Here is a 16608-nt window from a genome sequence, read left to right on the forward strand (position 1 = left end):
CCGTCAGGGCCGGCGCGGCTTGAGGAGGGGGGAAGGGCTGACACCCTTCCCCTTTCCCATGCCCTCAAGGACTTCCTTGACGGCATCGACGGATGAGGTTTTCGCTTCCCATCCCAGGATGCGGCGGGCCCGGCTTGTGTCCATGATGGGAGCCCCTGCCGCCATCTCGACCCATCCGGAGTCCGTGGGCTGCAGCCGCAACCTCCACGAGATGTCCACAACCGCATGGAGCAGTCCCATGGGGACGGGGAGGATCCTTCGCGCGCCCACGATCCGGGCGAGTTCCTGGGGTGTCAGGACGGGTTCGGCGGCAATGTTGAAGGCTCCCGACGCGCGCTGGTCGATGGCCCTCCAGTAGGCCTCCGCCACGTCGTCGGCATGGACCGCCTGGAAGATCAGGTTGTCCGGGGCCGGCAGCAGCGGAACCCTGAGCTTTCCGGGCAGGAGTCGGGGAATGACCCGGCCCAGGAAGTACCTGCCGATCTCACTCCCTGCCTGGCTTTGGAAGATGAGGCCCGGGCGGAGCCTGGCCACAGCAATGCCCGGCTCTGCTTCCGCAAAACGGTCCAGGATCTCTTCCTGCTCCGCCTTGTGCCGACTGTAATGGGAGCCGGCCATGCCCGCTGCCGGCCACGACTCGTCGACGCGCCGGTCCTTGGGGGCTTTGCTGTAGGCGCCCACGGAGGAAGCGCAGACGATCTGCTTGACGCCCGCGGTCCTGGCCGCTTCCAGAACGCGCCTGGTGCCGTTGACGTTGGTCCGGTACAGCTGCTCCAGGTCCCGGTTGGGCTGGATCTGCCAGGCCAGGTGCACCACGGCATCCACTCCGGCCAGCGCCGACTCCAGCAGTGGCCGGTCAGCATCCACGCCGATATCCAGGGTGTGCCACTCAACGCCCGCGTAGGGTTCGCGGGAGGTGTCGGGGAGCCTGCGGCTGATCCCGGTCAGCTGCAGGCTCCCGGGCTTTTTGGCCAGCTGGCCCTGAAGGTTGCGGAGAAGTGCGGTTCCTGCATTTCCGCTGGCTCCGGTAATGGCGATGCGCATGAAAAATACTCCTTGGCGGGGTGGGTATTTCCGCTGACATGCCGAGCCTATAGCCAGGAAGGATTGTTTTATAAGCAGGCTTATGATTTCCTACTGCTAAGTCTTGCCGCAGGCTTTCGGAACCAGACCGGAGGTACCAACGACAATGCCCGACTCTCTTGCCGCACTTGCCGTGGATGTTACGCCAGTCCGCCAACAACAACCAGAACCTCCGCACCGGAATGCTTCGACCGCCTCATCGGGACGGTTGCGGCAGGCCTTCGAGAACGACCTTGTCCTGGGCTACCTGGACCTCGCGGAAGCCCTTGCCGCGCGGTTCGAAGCCCGCGGCCGTGAACGCGCAGACCTTAACCAGGTGGCCTATCTGGGACTGGTCAAGGCAGCCCGCGGCTTTGACCAGTCCAAAGGTGAGAGCTTTCCTGCCTATGCAGCCCCCACCATTACCGGTGAGCTGAAGAGATACCTGCGCGACCGCACGTGGGTGGTCCGTCCTCCACGGCACATCCAGGACCTGAGAACCCGCATGTTCCGCGCCGAGCCGGAGCTGACCCAGGCGCTGGGAAGGAACCCCAGCGTGGAGGAATTGGCCGGGGAGCTCGGGACGGACCCGGCGGAAGTCCAGGAGGCGATCTCGGCATCCAGCAGCATGCACCCGGACTCGCTGGACGCCGTCAACCCGCACTCGGACGCGCCGTCCATCGGGGAGTTGCTGGCGTGTCCGGATACTCCGCTCGAACGGCTGGAAGAACTGGCATGCCTGCGCGACGCCATGCAGGACCTGGCCGCGGAGGACAGGGAACTGCTCTATCGCCGCTACTTCTGCGAGGAGACCCAGGTGCAACTGGGAAAGCGGCTGGGCATGTCGCAGATGCAGGTTTCACGGAGGCTGGCCCGTGTGCTGGTGGAACTCCAGCGGCGGCTTGAGAGCAGCTCGCGGCTTGGTGGAACTGCCGGTGACCAGAGTGGCGGCGCAGAAGCGCGGCTCAGTGCCGGCGCTGGCCGTGCCCCCGGCCCTGTAGGCTCCTGCCGGCCTGTCCGGAGTGTGAATGCCGGCGCAGCAGGTGACGTTCCGGCGCGCCGGATCGGTGCCAGGGCAAGGACCAGGTAGCGGCTGTCCAGCCGCATTCCGCACGCTAAACCGGCCCCCGAAACCATCCCTGGTGACACCGCCGCGGCGGCCCTGAAGGAGCAGCAACAGTCCCGTAATTCCTATCTTGCCTGTTCAGCGGCTTGGAACTTCTCTGCCCGAAAGCCGAGAAAAGCGTCCGGCCCTGTTTAGGAGCAGGAGCAGTGGGGAACAGTGTGGATATGGGAAGCTCCGTAACCTCCAAGCTCCGGGCTGTCCTGTTCGACCGGGACGGGACCCTGGTGGTCGATGTGCCCTATAACGGGGACCCCGCGTTGGTCAGGCCGATGCCGGGCGCCAAAGCCGTGCTGGACGGCCTCCGGGCAGAAGGCATAGCGACCGGCGTCATCAGCAACCAGTCGGGTATTGCGCGTGGCCTGATCACCGAAGCCGACGTGGCAGGGGTCAACGCCAGGGTGGAAGAACTCCTGGGACCCTTTGATGTGTGGGAAGTGTGCCCGCACTCCGAGCAGGACGGCTGTACCTGCCGCAAGCCGGCACCCGGCATGGTCCACAGTGCCTGCAGGAAACTCGGCATCCGGGAATCGGAGGCAGCACTGATCGGCGACATCGGGGCGGACGTCGGCGCTGCTGAAGCCGCCGGAGCAACAGGCGTGCTGGTTCCCACCCCGGTGACCCGGGCTGAGGAGGTGGCCGCAGCGCGGCTGGTCGCACCGGACCTGGCGGCCGCCGTCGGGCTGCTGCGGGAGGCGCCCTGATGGGCCGCGTCCTGGTGGCGCGCCTGGACAGCATGGGCGATGTGCTCCTGGCCGGGCCTGCTGTGCGGGCCGTGGCGAACGGCCGGATCCCGGACGGCAGCGGTGCCAACCACGTGGTGATGCTGTGCGGCAGGCAAGGTGAGGCCGCCGCTGGCCTGCTGCCCGGGGTGGCGGAGGTCTACAGCTGGGACAGCCCCTGGATCATGAATCCTGCGCCGAAGATGACCGGCCCGCACGCCGACAGGCTCATCGAATACGTCCGCAATTCCAGGATCACCGAAGCGGTCATCCTGACGTCCTTCCACCAGTCCCCGCTGCCGCTGGCACTTTTGCTCCGGCTGGCCGGCGTTCAACGGATCACCGGGGCGTCCACCGACTACGCGGGATCCCTGCTGGACGTCCGGCTGAAGCCGGGGGAGGACTTTCCGGAAGACCAGCCCGAGGCGGAACGTGCCCTGGGCATCGCCGAGGCCGCCGGGTTTCGGCTGCCGGCGGGCGACGACGGCAAGCTCCGGGTGGCATCCGTCCCCGACGTCCGGGACCTGGTGGGACACGAACCCTACGTGGTGGTCCATCCCGGGGCTGCCGTCCCGGCCAGGGCCTGGCCGCCGCTGCACCACGCGGCCGCCGTCGAACTCCTCCAGGGTTCGGGCCACCGGGTGGTGGTGACCGGCGGACCGAATGAAACCTCCCTCACCGCAACCGTTGCCGGCCCTTCGGCCCTGGACCTTGGCGGGCGCACTGACCTTCAGACGATGGCCGGTGTTATGGCGGGGGCTGAGGCCGTGGTCACCGGGAACACCGGCCCCGCGCACCTTGCCGCGGCCGTGGGAACCCCCGTCGTCTGCCTCTTTTCACCCGTGGTGCCGGCCATCCGCTGGGCACCCTACGGGGTGCCCCTGGAGCTCCTTGGCGACCAGAACGCGCCCTGCCGGATGACCCGTGCCCGCGTATGCCCCGTCCCGGGCCACCCCTGCCTTGACTCCGTATCCCCTGAGGAAGTGGTGGCAGCCGTGGAACGGCTGATGGGCGGAGTGAGCTCCTTCAGCACCCACGTCAGCACCCGTAGAAAGGCCCGCAACAGATGAAAATCCTGCTCTGGCATGTCCACGGTTCCTGGACGGACGCCTTCGTCCGCGGCCGTCATGAGTACCTGCTTCCAGTCCTGCCGGAAGGCGGTGCCTGGGGACTTGGCCGTGCCGGCAGGGACTGGCCGGCATCCGTGCGGGAGGTGGACCTGGCGACGCTCGACGCGGACGCTGTTGACGCCGTCGTCCTCCAACGCCCCGAGGAGATCGGGGAGGTCATCCGGATACTCGGCCGCACCCCCGGGCTGGACCTCCCGGCGGTGTACGTGGAGCACAACACGCCGAAGGGCGACTTTCCGTTCACCACCCACCCGCTCGCGGACCAGCACAACATTCCGATCGTCCACGTGACCCACTTCAACAGGCTGGCCTGGGACAACGGTTCCGCGTCCAGCACGGTCATCGAACATGGCATCCCGGACCCCGGGCAGCTTTACACTGGTGAGCTGGCGGAGCTGGGGGTTGTGGTCAACGAACCGGTACGCCGCGGCCGCGTCACGGGCACCGACCTGCTGCCGGCATTCGCCTCGGTGGCCCCGCTGCAGGTCTTCGGCATGAAGACGGACGGGCTTGCCGCCGCCACCGGGATCGCGGAGACCCGCCTGACGGCGCGGGGAGACCTGCGGACGCAGGAACTGCACCGCGAACTGGCGCGCTGCCGCGTCTACGTACACCCGATGCGCTGGACTTCCCTGGGCCTGTCCCTCCTGGAAGCCATGCACCTGGGAATGCCGGTGGTGGCCCTGGCCACCACCGAAGCGCCGCGGGCGGTGCCGCCGGAGGCCGGCGCCGTTTCCGCCGATGTTGATGAGCTGCTCCGCTGTGCGCAGCGGCTGATCGCCAATCCGGATGAAGCCCGACGGCGGGGCGTTGCCGCGCGTGAGGCGGCACTGGAACGTTACGGCCTGGGCAAGTTCCAGGACCGCTGGGATGAGCTCCTGGCGGACCTGCGCAGCCTGCCCCGGCACTCCGTCAACGAGCACCGGGACGAGCGGATCCTTGTCCCGGCGCGAGAGAGGAAGACACCATGAAAATCGCCATGATTTCCGAGCACGCCAGTCCGCTGGCGGCGCTGGGCGGGGTGGATGCCGGGGGGCAGAACGTCCATGTTGCCGCGCTCTCCGAGGCGCTTGCCAAGCGGGGCCACCACGTCACCGTGTATACCCGCAGGGACGCGACGGGGCTTCCCTCCCGGGTTCGGGTGGGGCACCAGTTCGACGTGGTCCACGTCGATGCAGGCCCTGCCTGCCATGTTCCCAAGGATGAGCTGCTGCCGTACATGGGCGAGCTCGCGGACGGCGTGGCCCGGGACTGGGGCCAGCGGCCGCCGGATGTGGTGCACGGCCACTTCTGGATGTCCGGGTTGGCTGCACTGGACGCTGCAAGGCGGCCCGACGCCGGCTACCGCGTCCCGGTCATCCAGACCTTCCACGCCCTGGGCACCGTCAAGCGGCGGCACCAGGGCGCCGAGGACACCAGCCCGCAGGAGCGCCGCTGGCTGGAACCGGGTGTGGGCCGCTCCGCGGACCGGATCATTGCCACCTGCTCGGACGAGGTCTTTGAGCTCAAAGCCATGGGCATCACTACCGGCAAGGTTTCCATCGCGCCCTGCGGCGTGGACCTCGGTTTCTTCTCCGCGGACGGCCCCATTGCCGCCAGGAAACGCCGCCACCGCATCCTTTCCGTGGGCCGGCTGGTGCCGCGGAAAGGCGTCGACCTGGTGATCCGCGCCCTGCCGTACCTGCGTGGGGCGGGGTTCGATGACGTCGAGCTGCTGATTGTGGGCGGCGGCGGGGACTCCGGTGCGCTGCACGCCGACCCGGAGGTCCGGCGCCTGCTGGACCTGGCCGCCGAGCTGGGAGTCTCGGACCAGGTGTCCCTGCAGGGCCAGGTTTCCCGGGGCGAGATGCCGGGGATCTTCCGCAGCGCCGATGCCGTGGTGTGCGCCCCCTGGTACGAGCCCTTCGGCATTGTCCCGCTCGAGGCCATGGCCTGCGGTGTTCCCGTGGTGGCCGCCGCGGTCGGTGGCCTCCGGGACACGGTGGTGGACCACGCCACCGGTCTGCACGTGCCGCCGCGCGACCCGGAAGCCATCGCGTCGGCACTGACCCTGCTGCTTGGGAACCCGTCCCTGCGCGCGGAGCTCGGCAATGCCGGCCAGCAACGTGCACGGACCCGTTATTCCTGGGACCGGGTGGCCGCCGAAACCGAAAAGGCCTACCAGCTGGCAGTGGCGGAGGCCCCGGCCGGCGTGGTTCCCATGGAAGGAGCAGTGCTGTGACTGCTGAATGGTCCCTGAAGGAAGCCGACCTGCGGGTCCTGGCCACTCCGCCTGCCCTGCCCGCTGCGATGCCTGGTGCCGCGTTCGTGGACCCGGCCAGCACCGACGCCGTCCGCATCCACCTGGACAACGTGCTTCCGGCGCTGGATTCCCTGCGCAGCCAGTCCGGCAGGCTCGCCGCCTGGGGCGTGGAACTGGCCCAGCGCCTGCTCCGCGGGCAGCGGCTCCTCGCCGCCGGCAACGGCGGTTCAGCTGCCGAGGCGCAGCACCTCACCGCCGAACTGGTGGGCCGGTTCGACGGCGAGCGCGTCCCGTTCTCCGCGATCTCCCTGCACGCCGAGTCATCGGCCGTGACCGCAATCGCCAACGATTACGGCTACGACGACGTCTTTGCCCGGCAGGTGCGGGCGCACGCCCGGTCCGGGGACGTGCTGATGCTGCTGTCCACCAGCGGCAAGAGCCCCAACCTGCTGCGCGCTGCCGAGGTGGCGTCCCGCCTTAACGTGACCACCTGGGCACTGACCGGCGCGGGGCCCAACCCGTTGGCCGACGCCTGCGATGAGGCCGTGATGATCGACGCCCTCAACGCCAATGCCCAGGAGGGGCACCTGATCGCGCTGCACGCGCTGTGCCGGGCCTTCGACCTGGAGGTAGGCCGCCGCAGTCCCGCCGTTCCAGCCGGAGTTCCGAAATCGGGAATGCCTCAAGCCGGGCTGCCGGCAACCGGACTGCCCCAGGGAGGTGGCCGGCCATGAGGATCGTGGTGGTGGGCGACGTCATGCTGGATGTGGACCTCTCCGGGGAGGCTACCCGGCTCAGCCCGGATGCCCCGGTGCCGGTGGTGGATGTCTCGGACGTTCGGCGTCGGGCAGGGGGCGCCGGCCTGGTGGCCCGGATGCTGGCTGAGGACGGCTGGCCCGTCACGCTGGTAACGGTGCTGGGCGACGACGACGCCGGGCGGCAGCTCCAGGAACATCTCGCCGGAGTGCGCCTGGTGGCAGGGCCCAGCGGCTACCCCTCGCCGGTCAAAACCAGGGTCAGGGCCGGATCCCATCCAGTGGTCCGCTTTGACCAAGGATGCGAAAAGACGCCGGTTCCCGAGGTCACTCCCGCCATGCTCCGTGCCGTGGAAGAAGCCGGCGTGATTATCATCGCCGATTACGGCCGGGGAGTAGCGGCCAACCCCCGGCTGCGGGATCTCCTGGCCCGGCTTGCCGATGAGGTACCCATCATCTGGGACCCGCACCCCGCCGGGCCGGACCCCGTCCCCGGCGTCGCCGTGGTTACGCCGAACCTGTCCGAAGCCGTCAAGGCCGCCCAGTCCCGGGCCCCGAAGGATGCGGGGACCGAAACGCACCAGCCCGAAGCGCACCAGTCCGAAACGCATAAGGAGCAGACGCCGCAGTCCCAGACGCCGCAGGACCAGGCCGTCGGGGCCGGCAGGATCCTGTTGGACCACTGGCGCAGCAAGGCAGTCCTGGTCACCAAGGGCGAACAGGGCGCAGTCCTCCTGCGGGACAACAATGCAACACCGCACCCCGTTCCAGCCCCGCGCGTGGAGGCGGGCGATCCGTGCGGAGCCGGCGACCGCCTGGCGGCCGGGCTGGCCGTGCACCTCCTGGCCGGCCGTTCCCTCCAGGAAGCCGCCGAACTGGCAGTCCACGAGGCAGCGGATTTCCTTGCCGCGGGCGGCGTCTCGGCACTCCCGGACCGCACCACAGAACCTGCCGGCCGGAACAACGAATCCCCGGCGGCAGCCGGGCGCCGCTCCACGGAACCGCTGCTGCTTGCCCGTTCGGTCCGGCAGAGCGGCGGCACGGTGGTGGCCACCGGCGGATGCTTCGACCTGCTGCACGCCGGGCACGTCCGGTCCCTCACCGCGGCCCGCGAGCTGGGGGACTGCCTGATCGTCTGCCTGAACTCGGATGATTCGGTGCGGCGGCTCAAGGGCCCCGAACGCCCCATCATCGGCCAGCACGACAGGGCCGAACTGCTGCTCGCCATGGAATGCGTGGACGCGGTGCTGGTTTTCGACGAAGACACCCCGGAAGCCGCCCTGGAGCGGCTGCGCCCGGACATCTGGGTCAAGGGCGGCGACTACAAGGGCGCCCGGCTCCCCGAAACGGAACTCGTGGAAAGCTGGGGCGGCCGCTGCCTCACTGTCCCCTACCACCCGGCACGGTCCACCACCGGACTGGCCGACGCGCTCGCCAAGGTGAGCTGACCTTTTTCCCATCCCGATCGACTTGTATTCCCCATCGAAAGGAACACCATGACTGCAGATTCCACAACACCCGGCCGCGTCCTCGTGACGGGAGGTGCCTCGGGACTGGGCGCCGCCGTCGTCGACGCCGTCCTGCAGGCGGGCGGCACTCCGGTGGTGCTGGACCGCGACATCAGCAGCGTGTCTGCCGTGAAGGCCTTCGAAGTGGACGTTGCCGACCGCCTCGCCGTGGAAAAGGCGGTGCGGGAAGCGGCCGAAACCATGGGTGGCCTGGACGCGGTGGTGACCGCGGCCGGCATCGACCGCTGCGGCAAGCTCGCCGACGTCGAAGCCACAGAATGGGAAAAGGTCATCGGGGTGAACCTGATGGGCACCGTGTCCGTGGTGCGCGCCGCCCTGCCCTACCTCAAGACCAGCCATGGCCGGGTGGTTACCGTAGCCTCCACGCTGGGCAAGCGGGCGGTGGCCGACGCAACGGCGTACTGCGCCTCGAAGTTCGGTGTGGTGGGCTTCAGCCACGCGCTCGCCGCGGAGACCGGCGGCGAAATCGGCGTCACCACCATGATCCCCGGCGGCATGAAAACGCGCTTCTTTGACGACCGCACCGAGCAGTACAAGCCGCAGGACGATTCCCGCCTCAACGACCCCGGCAATGTGGCACAGGCCATTCTGTTCGCGCTGCGGCAGCCCACCGGGTGCGAGGTCCGCGAGATGCTGATCTGCCACGAGGAAGAGGGCTCCTGGCCCTAAACCCGCAAACGGACTAGAACGGAATCGTCGGGAGGAAAACCATGCCTACAACCGCCACCGAAGTGACCACAAGACCGGACCCAGCAGAAGGCTCCGGCATCACCATCCGGGACCCGCGTACCGGCGAGGAGCTGTGGACCGTACCGGAAGCAGAACCCGGTGCGGTGCACCATGCCGTGGAGGTGGCCCGCCGCGCCGCCGGTGAGTGGGCCGCCACCGCACCGGCCGAGCGGGGCGCCGCGCTCCGCAAAGCGGCGAAGGCGCTCGAGACAGCAGCGCAGGAACTGGCGGGGCTCAACGCCAGCGAGACGGGCCGTCCGGTCGGGGAAGCACTGGCCGGGATCGCCGCCGCTGTTTCCACCCTTGAGCAGTACGCTGAACTGGGCCCGGTCCACCGCGGCCGCAGCCTCCGGGGCAACCGGCTTGCCTCCGACTACACGGTGGCCGAACCGCGGGGCGTGGCCGTCCTCCTGACTCCGTGGAATGATCCGGTTGCGGTGGCCTGCGGCCTGATTGGCGCGGCACTGGCCACAGGCAACACCGTCATCCACAAACCCAGCGAGCGGTGCCCGCGGTTGGGTGAAGCACTCGGTGAAGTCCTGGCGCCGGCCTTCCCGCCTGGCGTTTTCCTGACCGTTTCCGGCGGAGCGGACGTTGGTGCCGTTCTGTCCGAGGCGGACGTGGATGTGCTGGCGCACGTCGGTTCCAGTGCTTCCGGTGCCCGGATTGCCAGGGCTGGTGCGCTGACCGGTGCCCACGTCATCCGGGAAAACGGCGGCAACGATCCCCTGCTGGTGGACCGCGACGTGGATCCGGCCTGGGCAGCTGAACAGGCTGCCATCGGCGCCTTCAGCAACAGCGGGCAGATCTGCACCTCCGTGGAACGGATCTACGTCCACCAGGACATCGCCGCCGAATTCTGCGCCGCCCTTGAAGCCGAAGCCGCGCTGCGGAACAGCAACGGCACGGTGGCACCGCTGGTGGACCTGCGCATGCGGGACGAGGTGCACGCCCACGTCACGGCCGCCATCAACCAGGGCGCGCGGGCAGTGGAGGGTGGTGTCCTGCCCAGCGGGCCGGGCTCCTTCTACCCGGCCACGGTGCTGCTCGGCTGCACGGAAGGGATGCAGGTGATGACGGAGGAGACGTTCGGTCCCGTCGCCCCGGTGCAGGTGGTCGAAACGTTCGACGACGGCCTGCGCCTGGCGTGCAGCGGCAAGTACGGCCTCGCCGCCACAGTCCTGAGCGGCAACATTGCCCATATCCAGCAGGCTGTGGCGTCCCTGCCCGTAGGAACGGTCAAGGTCAACGAAGTGTTCGGCGGCGCACCCGGCGGCGCCGCCCAGCCGCGCGGCGAGAGCGGCCACGGGTTCGGCTACGGTCCCGAACTGCTGGATGAGTTCAGCCAGGTCAAGGTGGTGCACATCGCCGCGCCGCCCGCCGGTGCCATGCGTCCCGCCGGACCGGCAACGGAAGAACGAGCCGCTGAAGAACGAGCCGCTGAAAAACGGGCCCCTGAAGGGCAGGACCAGCCATGAGCATCTCTCCCGACGCCGTGGACCTCTCCACCCAGCGGGCCCTGTCCGAGTGGCTGCCCGGACGGCTCGCGGCTGAAGAACCGCGCATCCTGGTGATCGGCGACGTGATGCTGGACGGCTGGTGGAGCGGCCGCATCGAGCGGCTGTGCCGGGAGGCCCCGGCCCCGGTGGTGGACCTCCAGGCCCGCGACTCCGCGCCCGGCGGCGCCGCCAACACCGCCATGAACCTGGCCGCCCTGGGCGCCCGGGTTTCCGTGGCCGGAATCATCGGAACGGACGACGCCGGGGTGGACCTGAAGAACCAACTGGTGGCCGCCGGCATCGACGTCCGGCACCTGCACTCCCACCCGGAGATGGTGACCACCACCAAGATCCGGATCAGCAGCGGCGGACAGGTAATGCTCCGCCTCGACGACTCAGCCAAGACCGTCCCGGCCGATGCGCTGGCCGCGCTCGCCGCCTCGGTGCGTGCCGCCGTCGAACGCCAGGACGCCGTGCTCGTGTGCGACTACGGCACCGGAGTGCTGGCAGACCCGGTGCGTGCCGGACTGGTGGAGGCGCTCGCCGCGGCGGAGCAGGGGGACCGGGAAACGCGCCGGCAGATGGTGGTGGTCGATGCGCACGACCCGCGCCCCTGGGCACCGCTGCATCCGGACCTGGTCACCCCCAACGCGCAGGAAACTGCCCGGCTGCTGGACCGCCGGCTCCCCGACGGCCAGGAACGGGTGGACGCCGTGGGCGGGCAGGCGGACGCGCTGCTGGCGGCCACCGGGGCCCGGGCCGTGGTGGTCACGCTGGACCGCGACGGTACTGTGCTCCTGACCCCCGACGGCGTGCGGCACCGGACGTGGGCACGCCCGGCAGCCGAGAAGCAGGCATCCGGCGCAGGGGACACGTTCGTGGCGGCACTCACGCTGGCCCGCTCGGCCGGCCTGCCGCTCACGGCCAGCCTGGACCTGGCGCAGTCCGCAGCGGACGTTGTGGTGCACCAGCCGGGCACTTCGGTTTGCAGCACGGAACAGCTCAGCCGCTATTTGCGGGCATTCGCGGACACGGCGCTGGGTGCGGACGAACTGGAACGCCAGCTCGCGGTGCACAGGGCACAGGGCCAGCAGATCGTGCTCACCAACGGCTGCTTCGACGTACTGCACAGCGGCCACACCCGCTACCTCAACCAGGCCAAGCAGTTGGGTGACATCCTGGTGGTGGCCCTCAACAGCGACGATTCCGTCCGCCGGCTCAAGGGTGCAGGCCGGCCCATCAACGGTGTTGCCGACCGGGCAGCCGTGGTGGCCGCACTCAGCTGCGTGGACTACGTAACGGTCTTCGATACACCCACCGCCGCGCCGCTGATCAAGCAGCTCCGGCCCGAGGTGTACGCCAAGGGCGGGGACTACACCCCGGAGATGCTGGCGGAGACCCCGGCGGTGGAGGAGTACGGCGGCCGGGTGGCCATCCTGGACTACGTGGCGGAACGTTCCACCACGGCCGTGGTGAAGCGCATCCGCGAAGGCGAAGGAGCGGTGCCTACCAACTAGGGTTGAAGCATGACTGAAGCGGGACACGGGTAATGGCGAAACGCGGAAGGTCAGGAGGCCGGGGCGGCCGTTCGACGGCGGGAGTCGTGGACGTGCCGAAGGGAACCAGGCCGGACGGTCCCGTGGAGGGCGTCTATTACATCGACACCGGTGACTGCGAGCTGATCACGGACCAGGACAATTCCACCGGCTGGCTCCTGAAGATCAACGGCGTCATGAGCTCGCACATCGACCTCGCGGACCCGCTGTTCCTGGACTTCGAGTACATGCGCTGGATGGCGGCGCTCATAGAGTCGCGCTGGCCGCCGTCGTCCGCTTCTCCTGCCGGGCCCGCGCGGCTGCGTGGCCTGCACCTGGGCGGCGGCGCCTGCTCCCTGGCCCGCTACTTTGCCGCCGCCTACCCGGACGCGCGGCAGGTGGTGGTGGAGCTGGACGGGAAGCTCGCGGAATACGTGCGAGGCTGGTTCGACCTGCCCAAGGCGCCCCTGCTGCGCCTGCGGGTGGGGGAGGCACGTGAGGTGACGGAGTCCCTCACGGCGGACACCCGGGACTTCATCATCCGGGACGTCTTCGCCGGCGCCTTGACCCCGCGCTCCCTGACCACCGCGGAATTCAACCGGCATGTGCGGCGGGTCCTGGCACCGGGCGGGCTCTATGTGGTGAACTCCGGCGATGCGCCGGACCTGAAGAACGCCCGGGAGGACGCCGCCACCATCGCGGCCGCTTTCGAACACACCGTGATCATCGCGGACCCCGCCATGCTGAAGGGCCGGCGCTACGGAAATATGGTGATGGCCGGCAGCGACGTTCCCTTCGGGGACGACCCCCAGCTTGCCCGCCGGCTCCTCGGCGGTGCCGTTCCCGCGCACCTGTGGAACGACGCCCAGGTTCGCGCCTTCGCCGCCGGGTCCCCGGTCCGCCACGATCCTCCGGCACCATCGATTGCTCCATAAACGCCGTTTTCGAGCCCCAAAAAGGCCGTTACGGAGCACTCGATGAGGTTTTGCCCCTCCCGATAAGCGCTTCGTGGTGGGCTGCCATCTGTTCCCGCAGCGCCTGCACCACCGCCGCGACGGCCGGCCGCCGCAGTGAATCCGGCCGGAGCACCATCCAGTAGGGGAGCAGTTCGGCGATCTCGGTTGGCAGCAGCCGGACCAGGTCATCGTGGAGGTCGCCCATAAAGCAGGGCAGGAAGCCAATACCAGCACCGGCACGGGTTGCCTCCACATGCACAAAGACGTTGGTGGACGTCAGCCCGTCCCGCATGGCCGGCACCAGCCGCCGCGGCGCATCGAGGTCGTCCACCTGCAGCATCGAGTCCACGAAGTAGACCAGCGAATGCTCATTCAGTTCGGCCACCGTTGCCGGGGTTCCGTGTTCTGCCAGGTAGGCCCGCGAGGCATACATGCCCAGCATGTAGTCGCCCAGCCGGACGGCCTCAGCGCGGTGCACCTGCGGCTCGCCCACCACCACCTCGATGTCCAGCCCGGAACGCTGCTGCAGCGCCCGCCGGGTCATGGTCACCACTTCCACGCTCAGTCCGGGGTGCTCCCGCCGCAACCGGGCAACCGCCGGGGCGGCGATATAGGCGCTGAAGCCGTCCGTCGCCGTCATGCGCACGACGCCGGCAATGGGGTCGGGTGCCTTGCCTCCAGATCCCAGCGTGCCCAGCACCGCCTCCACCTGCTCGGCAACACGCACGGCCTGTTCGCCCAATTCCGTCAGTTCCCAGCCGCCCGTTGCGCGGGCCAGGACCCGTCCGCCCAGCGCCTTCTCCAGCGCGGCGATCCGGCGGGAAACGGTGGTGTGGTTGAGGCCCAAAGCCTGTGCCGCCGTCGTGAATTTGGCGGAGCGGGAGACGGCGAGCAGGACCAGCAGGTCATCCGGGTTGGCGTTCATATCTGCAATTCTGCACACAGTTGGTGCCGCTTTGGTCATTGAAGCCGCAAGTTTGTGCAGCAATACTCAGGATAGTTATCAGTGCCGTGGATCACGGCACGTGTCAGTGTGGACACTGAGGAGAAACAGTGAGCGTAGAGCAACGCCCGGCAGGCAACAATGCCGGGTCCGCAGCCAAAGGGTCGGGGCTGAAGAAGATCGTCGCCGCTTCCATGGTGGGCACGGTGGTGGAGTGGTACGAATTCTTCCTCTACGCCACCGCGGCCACCCTGGTCTTCGGCAAGTACTTCTTCCCGGCTACCGGCAACGAGCTGGACGGCATCATCCAGGCCTTCATCACCTACGCCGTCGGATTCGTGGCACGTCCGCTCGGCGGCATCGTGTTCGGCCAGATCGGCGACAAGCTGGGCCGCAAGCCCACGCTGCAGCTGACCATCGTCATTGTGGGCGTGGCAACGTTCCTGATGGGCTGCCTCCCCGGTTTCGCCGAGATCGGCTACCTGGCGCCCACGCTGCTGGTGGCGCTGCGCTTCATCCAGGGCTTCGCGCTGGGCGGCGAATGGGGCGGTGCGGTGCTGCTGGTTGCCGAACACAGCCCCAACAAGTCCCGCGGCTTCTGGTCCAGCTGGCCGCAGGCGGCAGTACCCGTCGGCAACCTCCTTGCCACGCTGGTGCTGTTCATCATGTCCTCCACCCTGAGCCCCGAGGCATTCCTGGGCTGGGGCTGGCGCGTGGCGTTCTGGCTGTCCGCGGTGATCGTGTTTGTTGGCTACTACATCCGGACCCACGTCACCGAGGCCCCCATCTTCCTCGAGGCCAAGGCCCTGGTGGAGAAGGAACAGGCCGTCAGCTACGGCGTGTTTGAAGTTGTCCGCAAGTACCCCAAGGGCATCCTGCAGGCCATGGGCCTGCGCTTCGCCGAGAACATCATGTACTACCTCGTGGTGAGCTTCTCGATCGTCTACCTCAAGAGCGTGCACCAGTACGACACGTCCTCGCTCCTGCTGGCACTGCTGATCGCCCACGTCATCCACTTCCTGGTCATCCCGCAGGTGGGACGGCTCGTGGACACGCTGGGGCGCAAGCCCGTGTACCTGATCGGTGCCATCTCCGGTGCCGCCTGGCCGTTCTTCGCGTTCCCCATGTTCGATACCCGCAACGCTGTGATCATTGTCGCCGCCGTCACCATCGGCTTGTGCCTGCATGCCTTTATGTATGCGGGCCAGCCCGCCATCATGGCGGAGCTGTTCCCCACCCGGATGCGGTACTCCGGTGTGTCCCTCGGTTCCCAGGTGACGTCCATTTTCGCCGGCTCGCTCGCCCCGCTGCTGGCCACGCAGTGGCTGAAGGACACCGGTTCCTGGGTGCCCACCGCCCTGTACCTGGTGGTTGCCTGCGTCGTCACCTCCATTGCCGTACTGAGCCTGAGGGAGACCAAGGGCATTGCCCTGGAGGACGTGGACAAGGCCGACGCCGCCCGCGAGGGACTGCTCCCGGCGGCCCGGCGCTGAGCTGCTTGAGCCGTTGGACAGCCAGTTGACTATGCATACGATGGGAACAGTGATGGAACACGATTTGAACGGCCGGAAGGCACTGGTCACAGGCGGGGCCAGCGGCATCGGCGCCGCCTGCGTGCGGGAACTCGCCTCCCGCGGGGCAAAGGTGGTGGTGGCCGACGTCGACTCCGCCGGGGCCGCGGCCCTCGCCGATGAGGTGGGCGGCACGGCCTGGGTGGTGGATCTGCTGGACGTGGACCCGCTCGCCACCCTGAGCCTGGATTGCGACATTTTGGTGAACAACGCCGGGATCCAGCGCGTCAGCCCCATCGAGGAGTTCGATCCCGCCCATTTCCGGCGGATCCTCACCCTGATGCTGGAGGCACCGTTCCTGCTGATCCGGGCAGCGCTGCCGCACATGTACGCCAACAACTTCGGCCGCATCATCAACGTGTCATCCGTGCACGGCATCCGGGCCTCGCCGTTCAAGAGTGCCTATGTTTCCGCGAAGCACGGCCTTGAGGGCCTGAGCAAGGTGACGGCATTGGAGGGCGGGGAGCACGGCGTGACGTCCAACTGCATCAATCCCGGCTACGTCCGCACCCCACTGGTGGAGAAGCAGCTTGCGGACCAGGCCCAGGTGCACGGCATCCCCGAGTCTGAAGTCCTGGCCAAAGTGATGCTCACCGAGTCCGCCATCAAGCGCCTGGTGGAGCCTGAAGAGGTGGCCTCCCTGGTGGGATGGCTGGCATCCGGCCATGCCGGCATGGTCACCGGCGCCAGCTACACCATGGACGGCGGCTGGTCTGCCCGCTAGCGATCCCGCGTCGCTGTCGCTCCGTGATGGGAGAAAGTATGCCCTCGCCTCACCGGAGCTCTGGCTTGGGCTATGGGTTTGGGTTGAT

Annotated in this window: 15 protein-coding genes; 13 read left to right on the plus strand and 2 right to left on the minus strand. The window is 68.4% G+C overall.

The window, feature by feature from the left end; translation table 11 throughout:
• Positions 1 to 3 precede the first annotated feature (3 nt).
• Positions 4 to 1044 (minus strand): NAD-dependent epimerase/dehydratase family protein, encoded by a 1041-nt coding sequence (locus ACZ9BC_RS03875; RefSeq protein WP_476244805.1) that lies wholly within the window; start codon positions 1042 to 1044, stop codon positions 4 to 6.
• 145 nt (positions 1045 to 1189) lie between these two features.
• Here ACZ9BC_RS03875 and ACZ9BC_RS03880 point away from each other — a divergent pair, with 145 nt between their 5' ends.
• The 11 genes from ACZ9BC_RS03880 (at position 1190) to ACZ9BC_RS03930 (ending at position 13261) form a co-directional block, all read left to right on the plus strand.
• Positions 1190 to 2152 carry a sigma-70 family RNA polymerase sigma factor gene (locus tag ACZ9BC_RS03880; protein WP_476244806.1) on the plus strand — a complete coding sequence of 321 codons (963 nt, stop codon included), beginning with the start codon at positions 1190 to 1192 and terminating at the stop codon, positions 2150 to 2152.
• A gap of 200 nt (positions 2153 to 2352) precedes the next feature.
• Positions 2353 to 2889, plus strand: coding sequence for a D-glycero-alpha-D-manno-heptose-1,7-bisphosphate 7-phosphatase (locus ACZ9BC_RS03885; protein WP_476244807.1), 537 nt, complete (start codon positions 2353 to 2355; stop codon positions 2887 to 2889).
• Positions 2889 to 3977 (plus strand): glycosyltransferase family 9 protein, encoded by a 1089-nt coding sequence (locus ACZ9BC_RS03890; protein ID WP_275730744.1) that lies wholly within the window; start codon positions 2889 to 2891, stop codon positions 3975 to 3977. The genes ACZ9BC_RS03885 and ACZ9BC_RS03890 overlap by 1 nt, the downstream gene beginning before the upstream one ends.
• Complete coding sequence (locus ACZ9BC_RS03895) at positions 3974 to 5008, plus strand: glycosyltransferase (RefSeq protein WP_476244808.1); 1035 nt, start codon at positions 3974 to 3976, stop codon at positions 5006 to 5008. The genes ACZ9BC_RS03890 and ACZ9BC_RS03895 overlap by 4 nt, the downstream gene beginning before the upstream one ends.
• Positions 5005 to 6258, plus strand: coding sequence for a glycosyltransferase (locus ACZ9BC_RS03900; RefSeq protein WP_476244809.1), 1254 nt, complete (start codon positions 5005 to 5007; stop codon positions 6256 to 6258). The genes ACZ9BC_RS03895 and ACZ9BC_RS03900 overlap by 4 nt, the downstream gene beginning before the upstream one ends.
• Positions 6255 to 7013: a D-sedoheptulose-7-phosphate isomerase gene (locus ACZ9BC_RS03905; RefSeq protein WP_476244810.1), complete on the plus strand. Its 759-nt coding sequence runs from the start codon at positions 6255 to 6257 to the stop codon at positions 7011 to 7013. The genes ACZ9BC_RS03900 and ACZ9BC_RS03905 overlap by 4 nt, the downstream gene beginning before the upstream one ends.
• Entirely contained in the window at positions 7010 to 8482 is a 1473-nt protein-coding gene (locus ACZ9BC_RS03910) for a PfkB family carbohydrate kinase (RefSeq protein ID WP_476244811.1), read from the plus strand. The genes ACZ9BC_RS03905 and ACZ9BC_RS03910 overlap by 4 nt, the downstream gene beginning before the upstream one ends.
• Before the next feature lie 48 nt (positions 8483 to 8530).
• On the plus strand, positions 8531 to 9232 hold the full coding sequence (locus ACZ9BC_RS03915) for an SDR family oxidoreductase (protein ID WP_476244812.1): 702 nt from the start codon (positions 8531 to 8533) through the stop codon (positions 9230 to 9232).
• Positions 9233 to 9273: 41 nt separating this feature from the next.
• Positions 9274 to 10770 (plus strand): aldehyde dehydrogenase family protein, encoded by a 1497-nt coding sequence (locus tag ACZ9BC_RS03920; protein WP_476244813.1) that lies wholly within the window; start codon positions 9274 to 9276, stop codon positions 10768 to 10770.
• Complete coding sequence (rfaE2, locus tag ACZ9BC_RS03925) at positions 10767 to 12308, plus strand: D-glycero-beta-D-manno-heptose 1-phosphate adenylyltransferase (protein ID WP_476244814.1); 1542 nt, start codon at positions 10767 to 10769, stop codon at positions 12306 to 12308. The genes ACZ9BC_RS03920 and rfaE2 overlap by 4 nt, the downstream gene beginning before the upstream one ends.
• A 32-nt stretch (positions 12309 to 12340) precedes the next feature.
• Positions 12341 to 13261 (plus strand): spermidine synthase, encoded by a 921-nt coding sequence (locus tag ACZ9BC_RS03930; protein ID WP_476244815.1) that lies wholly within the window; start codon positions 12341 to 12343, stop codon positions 13259 to 13261.
• A 28-nt stretch (positions 13262 to 13289) separates the two neighbouring features.
• Here the strand turns inward: ACZ9BC_RS03930 and ACZ9BC_RS03935 are convergent, their stop codons facing one another.
• Positions 13290 to 14207, minus strand: a complete 918-nt coding sequence (locus tag ACZ9BC_RS03935; RefSeq protein WP_476244816.1) for a LysR family transcriptional regulator — start codon at positions 14205 to 14207, stop codon at positions 13290 to 13292.
• Positions 14208 to 14335: 128 nt separating this feature from the next.
• Here ACZ9BC_RS03935 and ACZ9BC_RS03940 point away from each other — a divergent pair, with 128 nt between their 5' ends.
• Together ACZ9BC_RS03940 and ACZ9BC_RS03945 are read left to right on the plus strand one after the other, a co-directional pair.
• The gene (locus ACZ9BC_RS03940) at positions 14336 to 15718 is read left to right on the plus strand and encodes an MFS transporter (RefSeq protein WP_476244817.1); all 1383 of its coding nucleotides are present in this window, start codon (positions 14336 to 14338) and stop codon (positions 15716 to 15718) included.
• Positions 15719 to 15770: 52 nt separating this feature from the next.
• Positions 15771 to 16520: a 3-hydroxybutyrate dehydrogenase gene (locus ACZ9BC_RS03945; protein ID WP_476244818.1), complete on the plus strand. Its 750-nt coding sequence runs from the start codon at positions 15771 to 15773 to the stop codon at positions 16518 to 16520.
• Positions 16521 to 16608 lie beyond the last annotated feature (88 nt).

It is taken from the genome of Pseudarthrobacter sp. TE3704 (genome assembly GCF_056279405.1).

What these genes read in the sequence shown, in the direction of transcription:
- ACZ9BC_RS03875 (WP_476244805.1), bottom strand. Translation starts at nt 1,044, where the DNA reads ATGCGCATCGCCATTACCGGAGCCAGCGGAAATGCAGGAACCGCACTT.
- ACZ9BC_RS03880 (WP_476244806.1), top strand. Translation starts at nt 1,190, where the DNA reads ATGCCCGACTCTCTTGCCGCACTTGCCGTGGATGTTACGCCAGTCCGC.
- ACZ9BC_RS03885 (WP_476244807.1), top strand. Translation starts at nt 2,353, where the DNA reads ATGGGAAGCTCCGTAACCTCCAAGCTCCGGGCTGTCCTGTTCGACCGG.
- ACZ9BC_RS03890 (WP_275730744.1), top strand. Translation starts at nt 2,889, where the DNA reads ATGGGCCGCGTCCTGGTGGCGCGCCTGGACAGCATGGGCGATGTGCTC.
- ACZ9BC_RS03895 (WP_476244808.1), top strand. Translation starts at nt 3,974, where the DNA reads ATGAAAATCCTGCTCTGGCATGTCCACGGTTCCTGGACGGACGCCTTC.
- ACZ9BC_RS03900 (WP_476244809.1), top strand. Translation starts at nt 5,005, where the DNA reads ATGAAAATCGCCATGATTTCCGAGCACGCCAGTCCGCTGGCGGCGCTG.
- ACZ9BC_RS03910 (WP_476244811.1), top strand. Translation starts at nt 7,010, where the DNA reads ATGAGGATCGTGGTGGTGGGCGACGTCATGCTGGATGTGGACCTCTCC.
- ACZ9BC_RS03915 (WP_476244812.1), top strand. Translation starts at nt 8,531, where the DNA reads ATGACTGCAGATTCCACAACACCCGGCCGCGTCCTCGTGACGGGAGGT.
- ACZ9BC_RS03920 (WP_476244813.1), top strand. Translation starts at nt 9,274, where the DNA reads ATGCCTACAACCGCCACCGAAGTGACCACAAGACCGGACCCAGCAGAA.
- rfaE2 (WP_476244814.1), top strand. Translation starts at nt 10,767, where the DNA reads ATGAGCATCTCTCCCGACGCCGTGGACCTCTCCACCCAGCGGGCCCTG.
- ACZ9BC_RS03930 (WP_476244815.1), top strand. Translation starts at nt 12,341, where the DNA reads ATGGCGAAACGCGGAAGGTCAGGAGGCCGGGGCGGCCGTTCGACGGCG.
- ACZ9BC_RS03935 (WP_476244816.1), bottom strand. Translation starts at nt 14,207, where the DNA reads ATGAACGCCAACCCGGATGACCTGCTGGTCCTGCTCGCCGTCTCCCGC.
- ACZ9BC_RS03945 (WP_476244818.1), top strand. Translation starts at nt 15,771, where the DNA reads ATGGAACACGATTTGAACGGCCGGAAGGCACTGGTCACAGGCGGGGCC.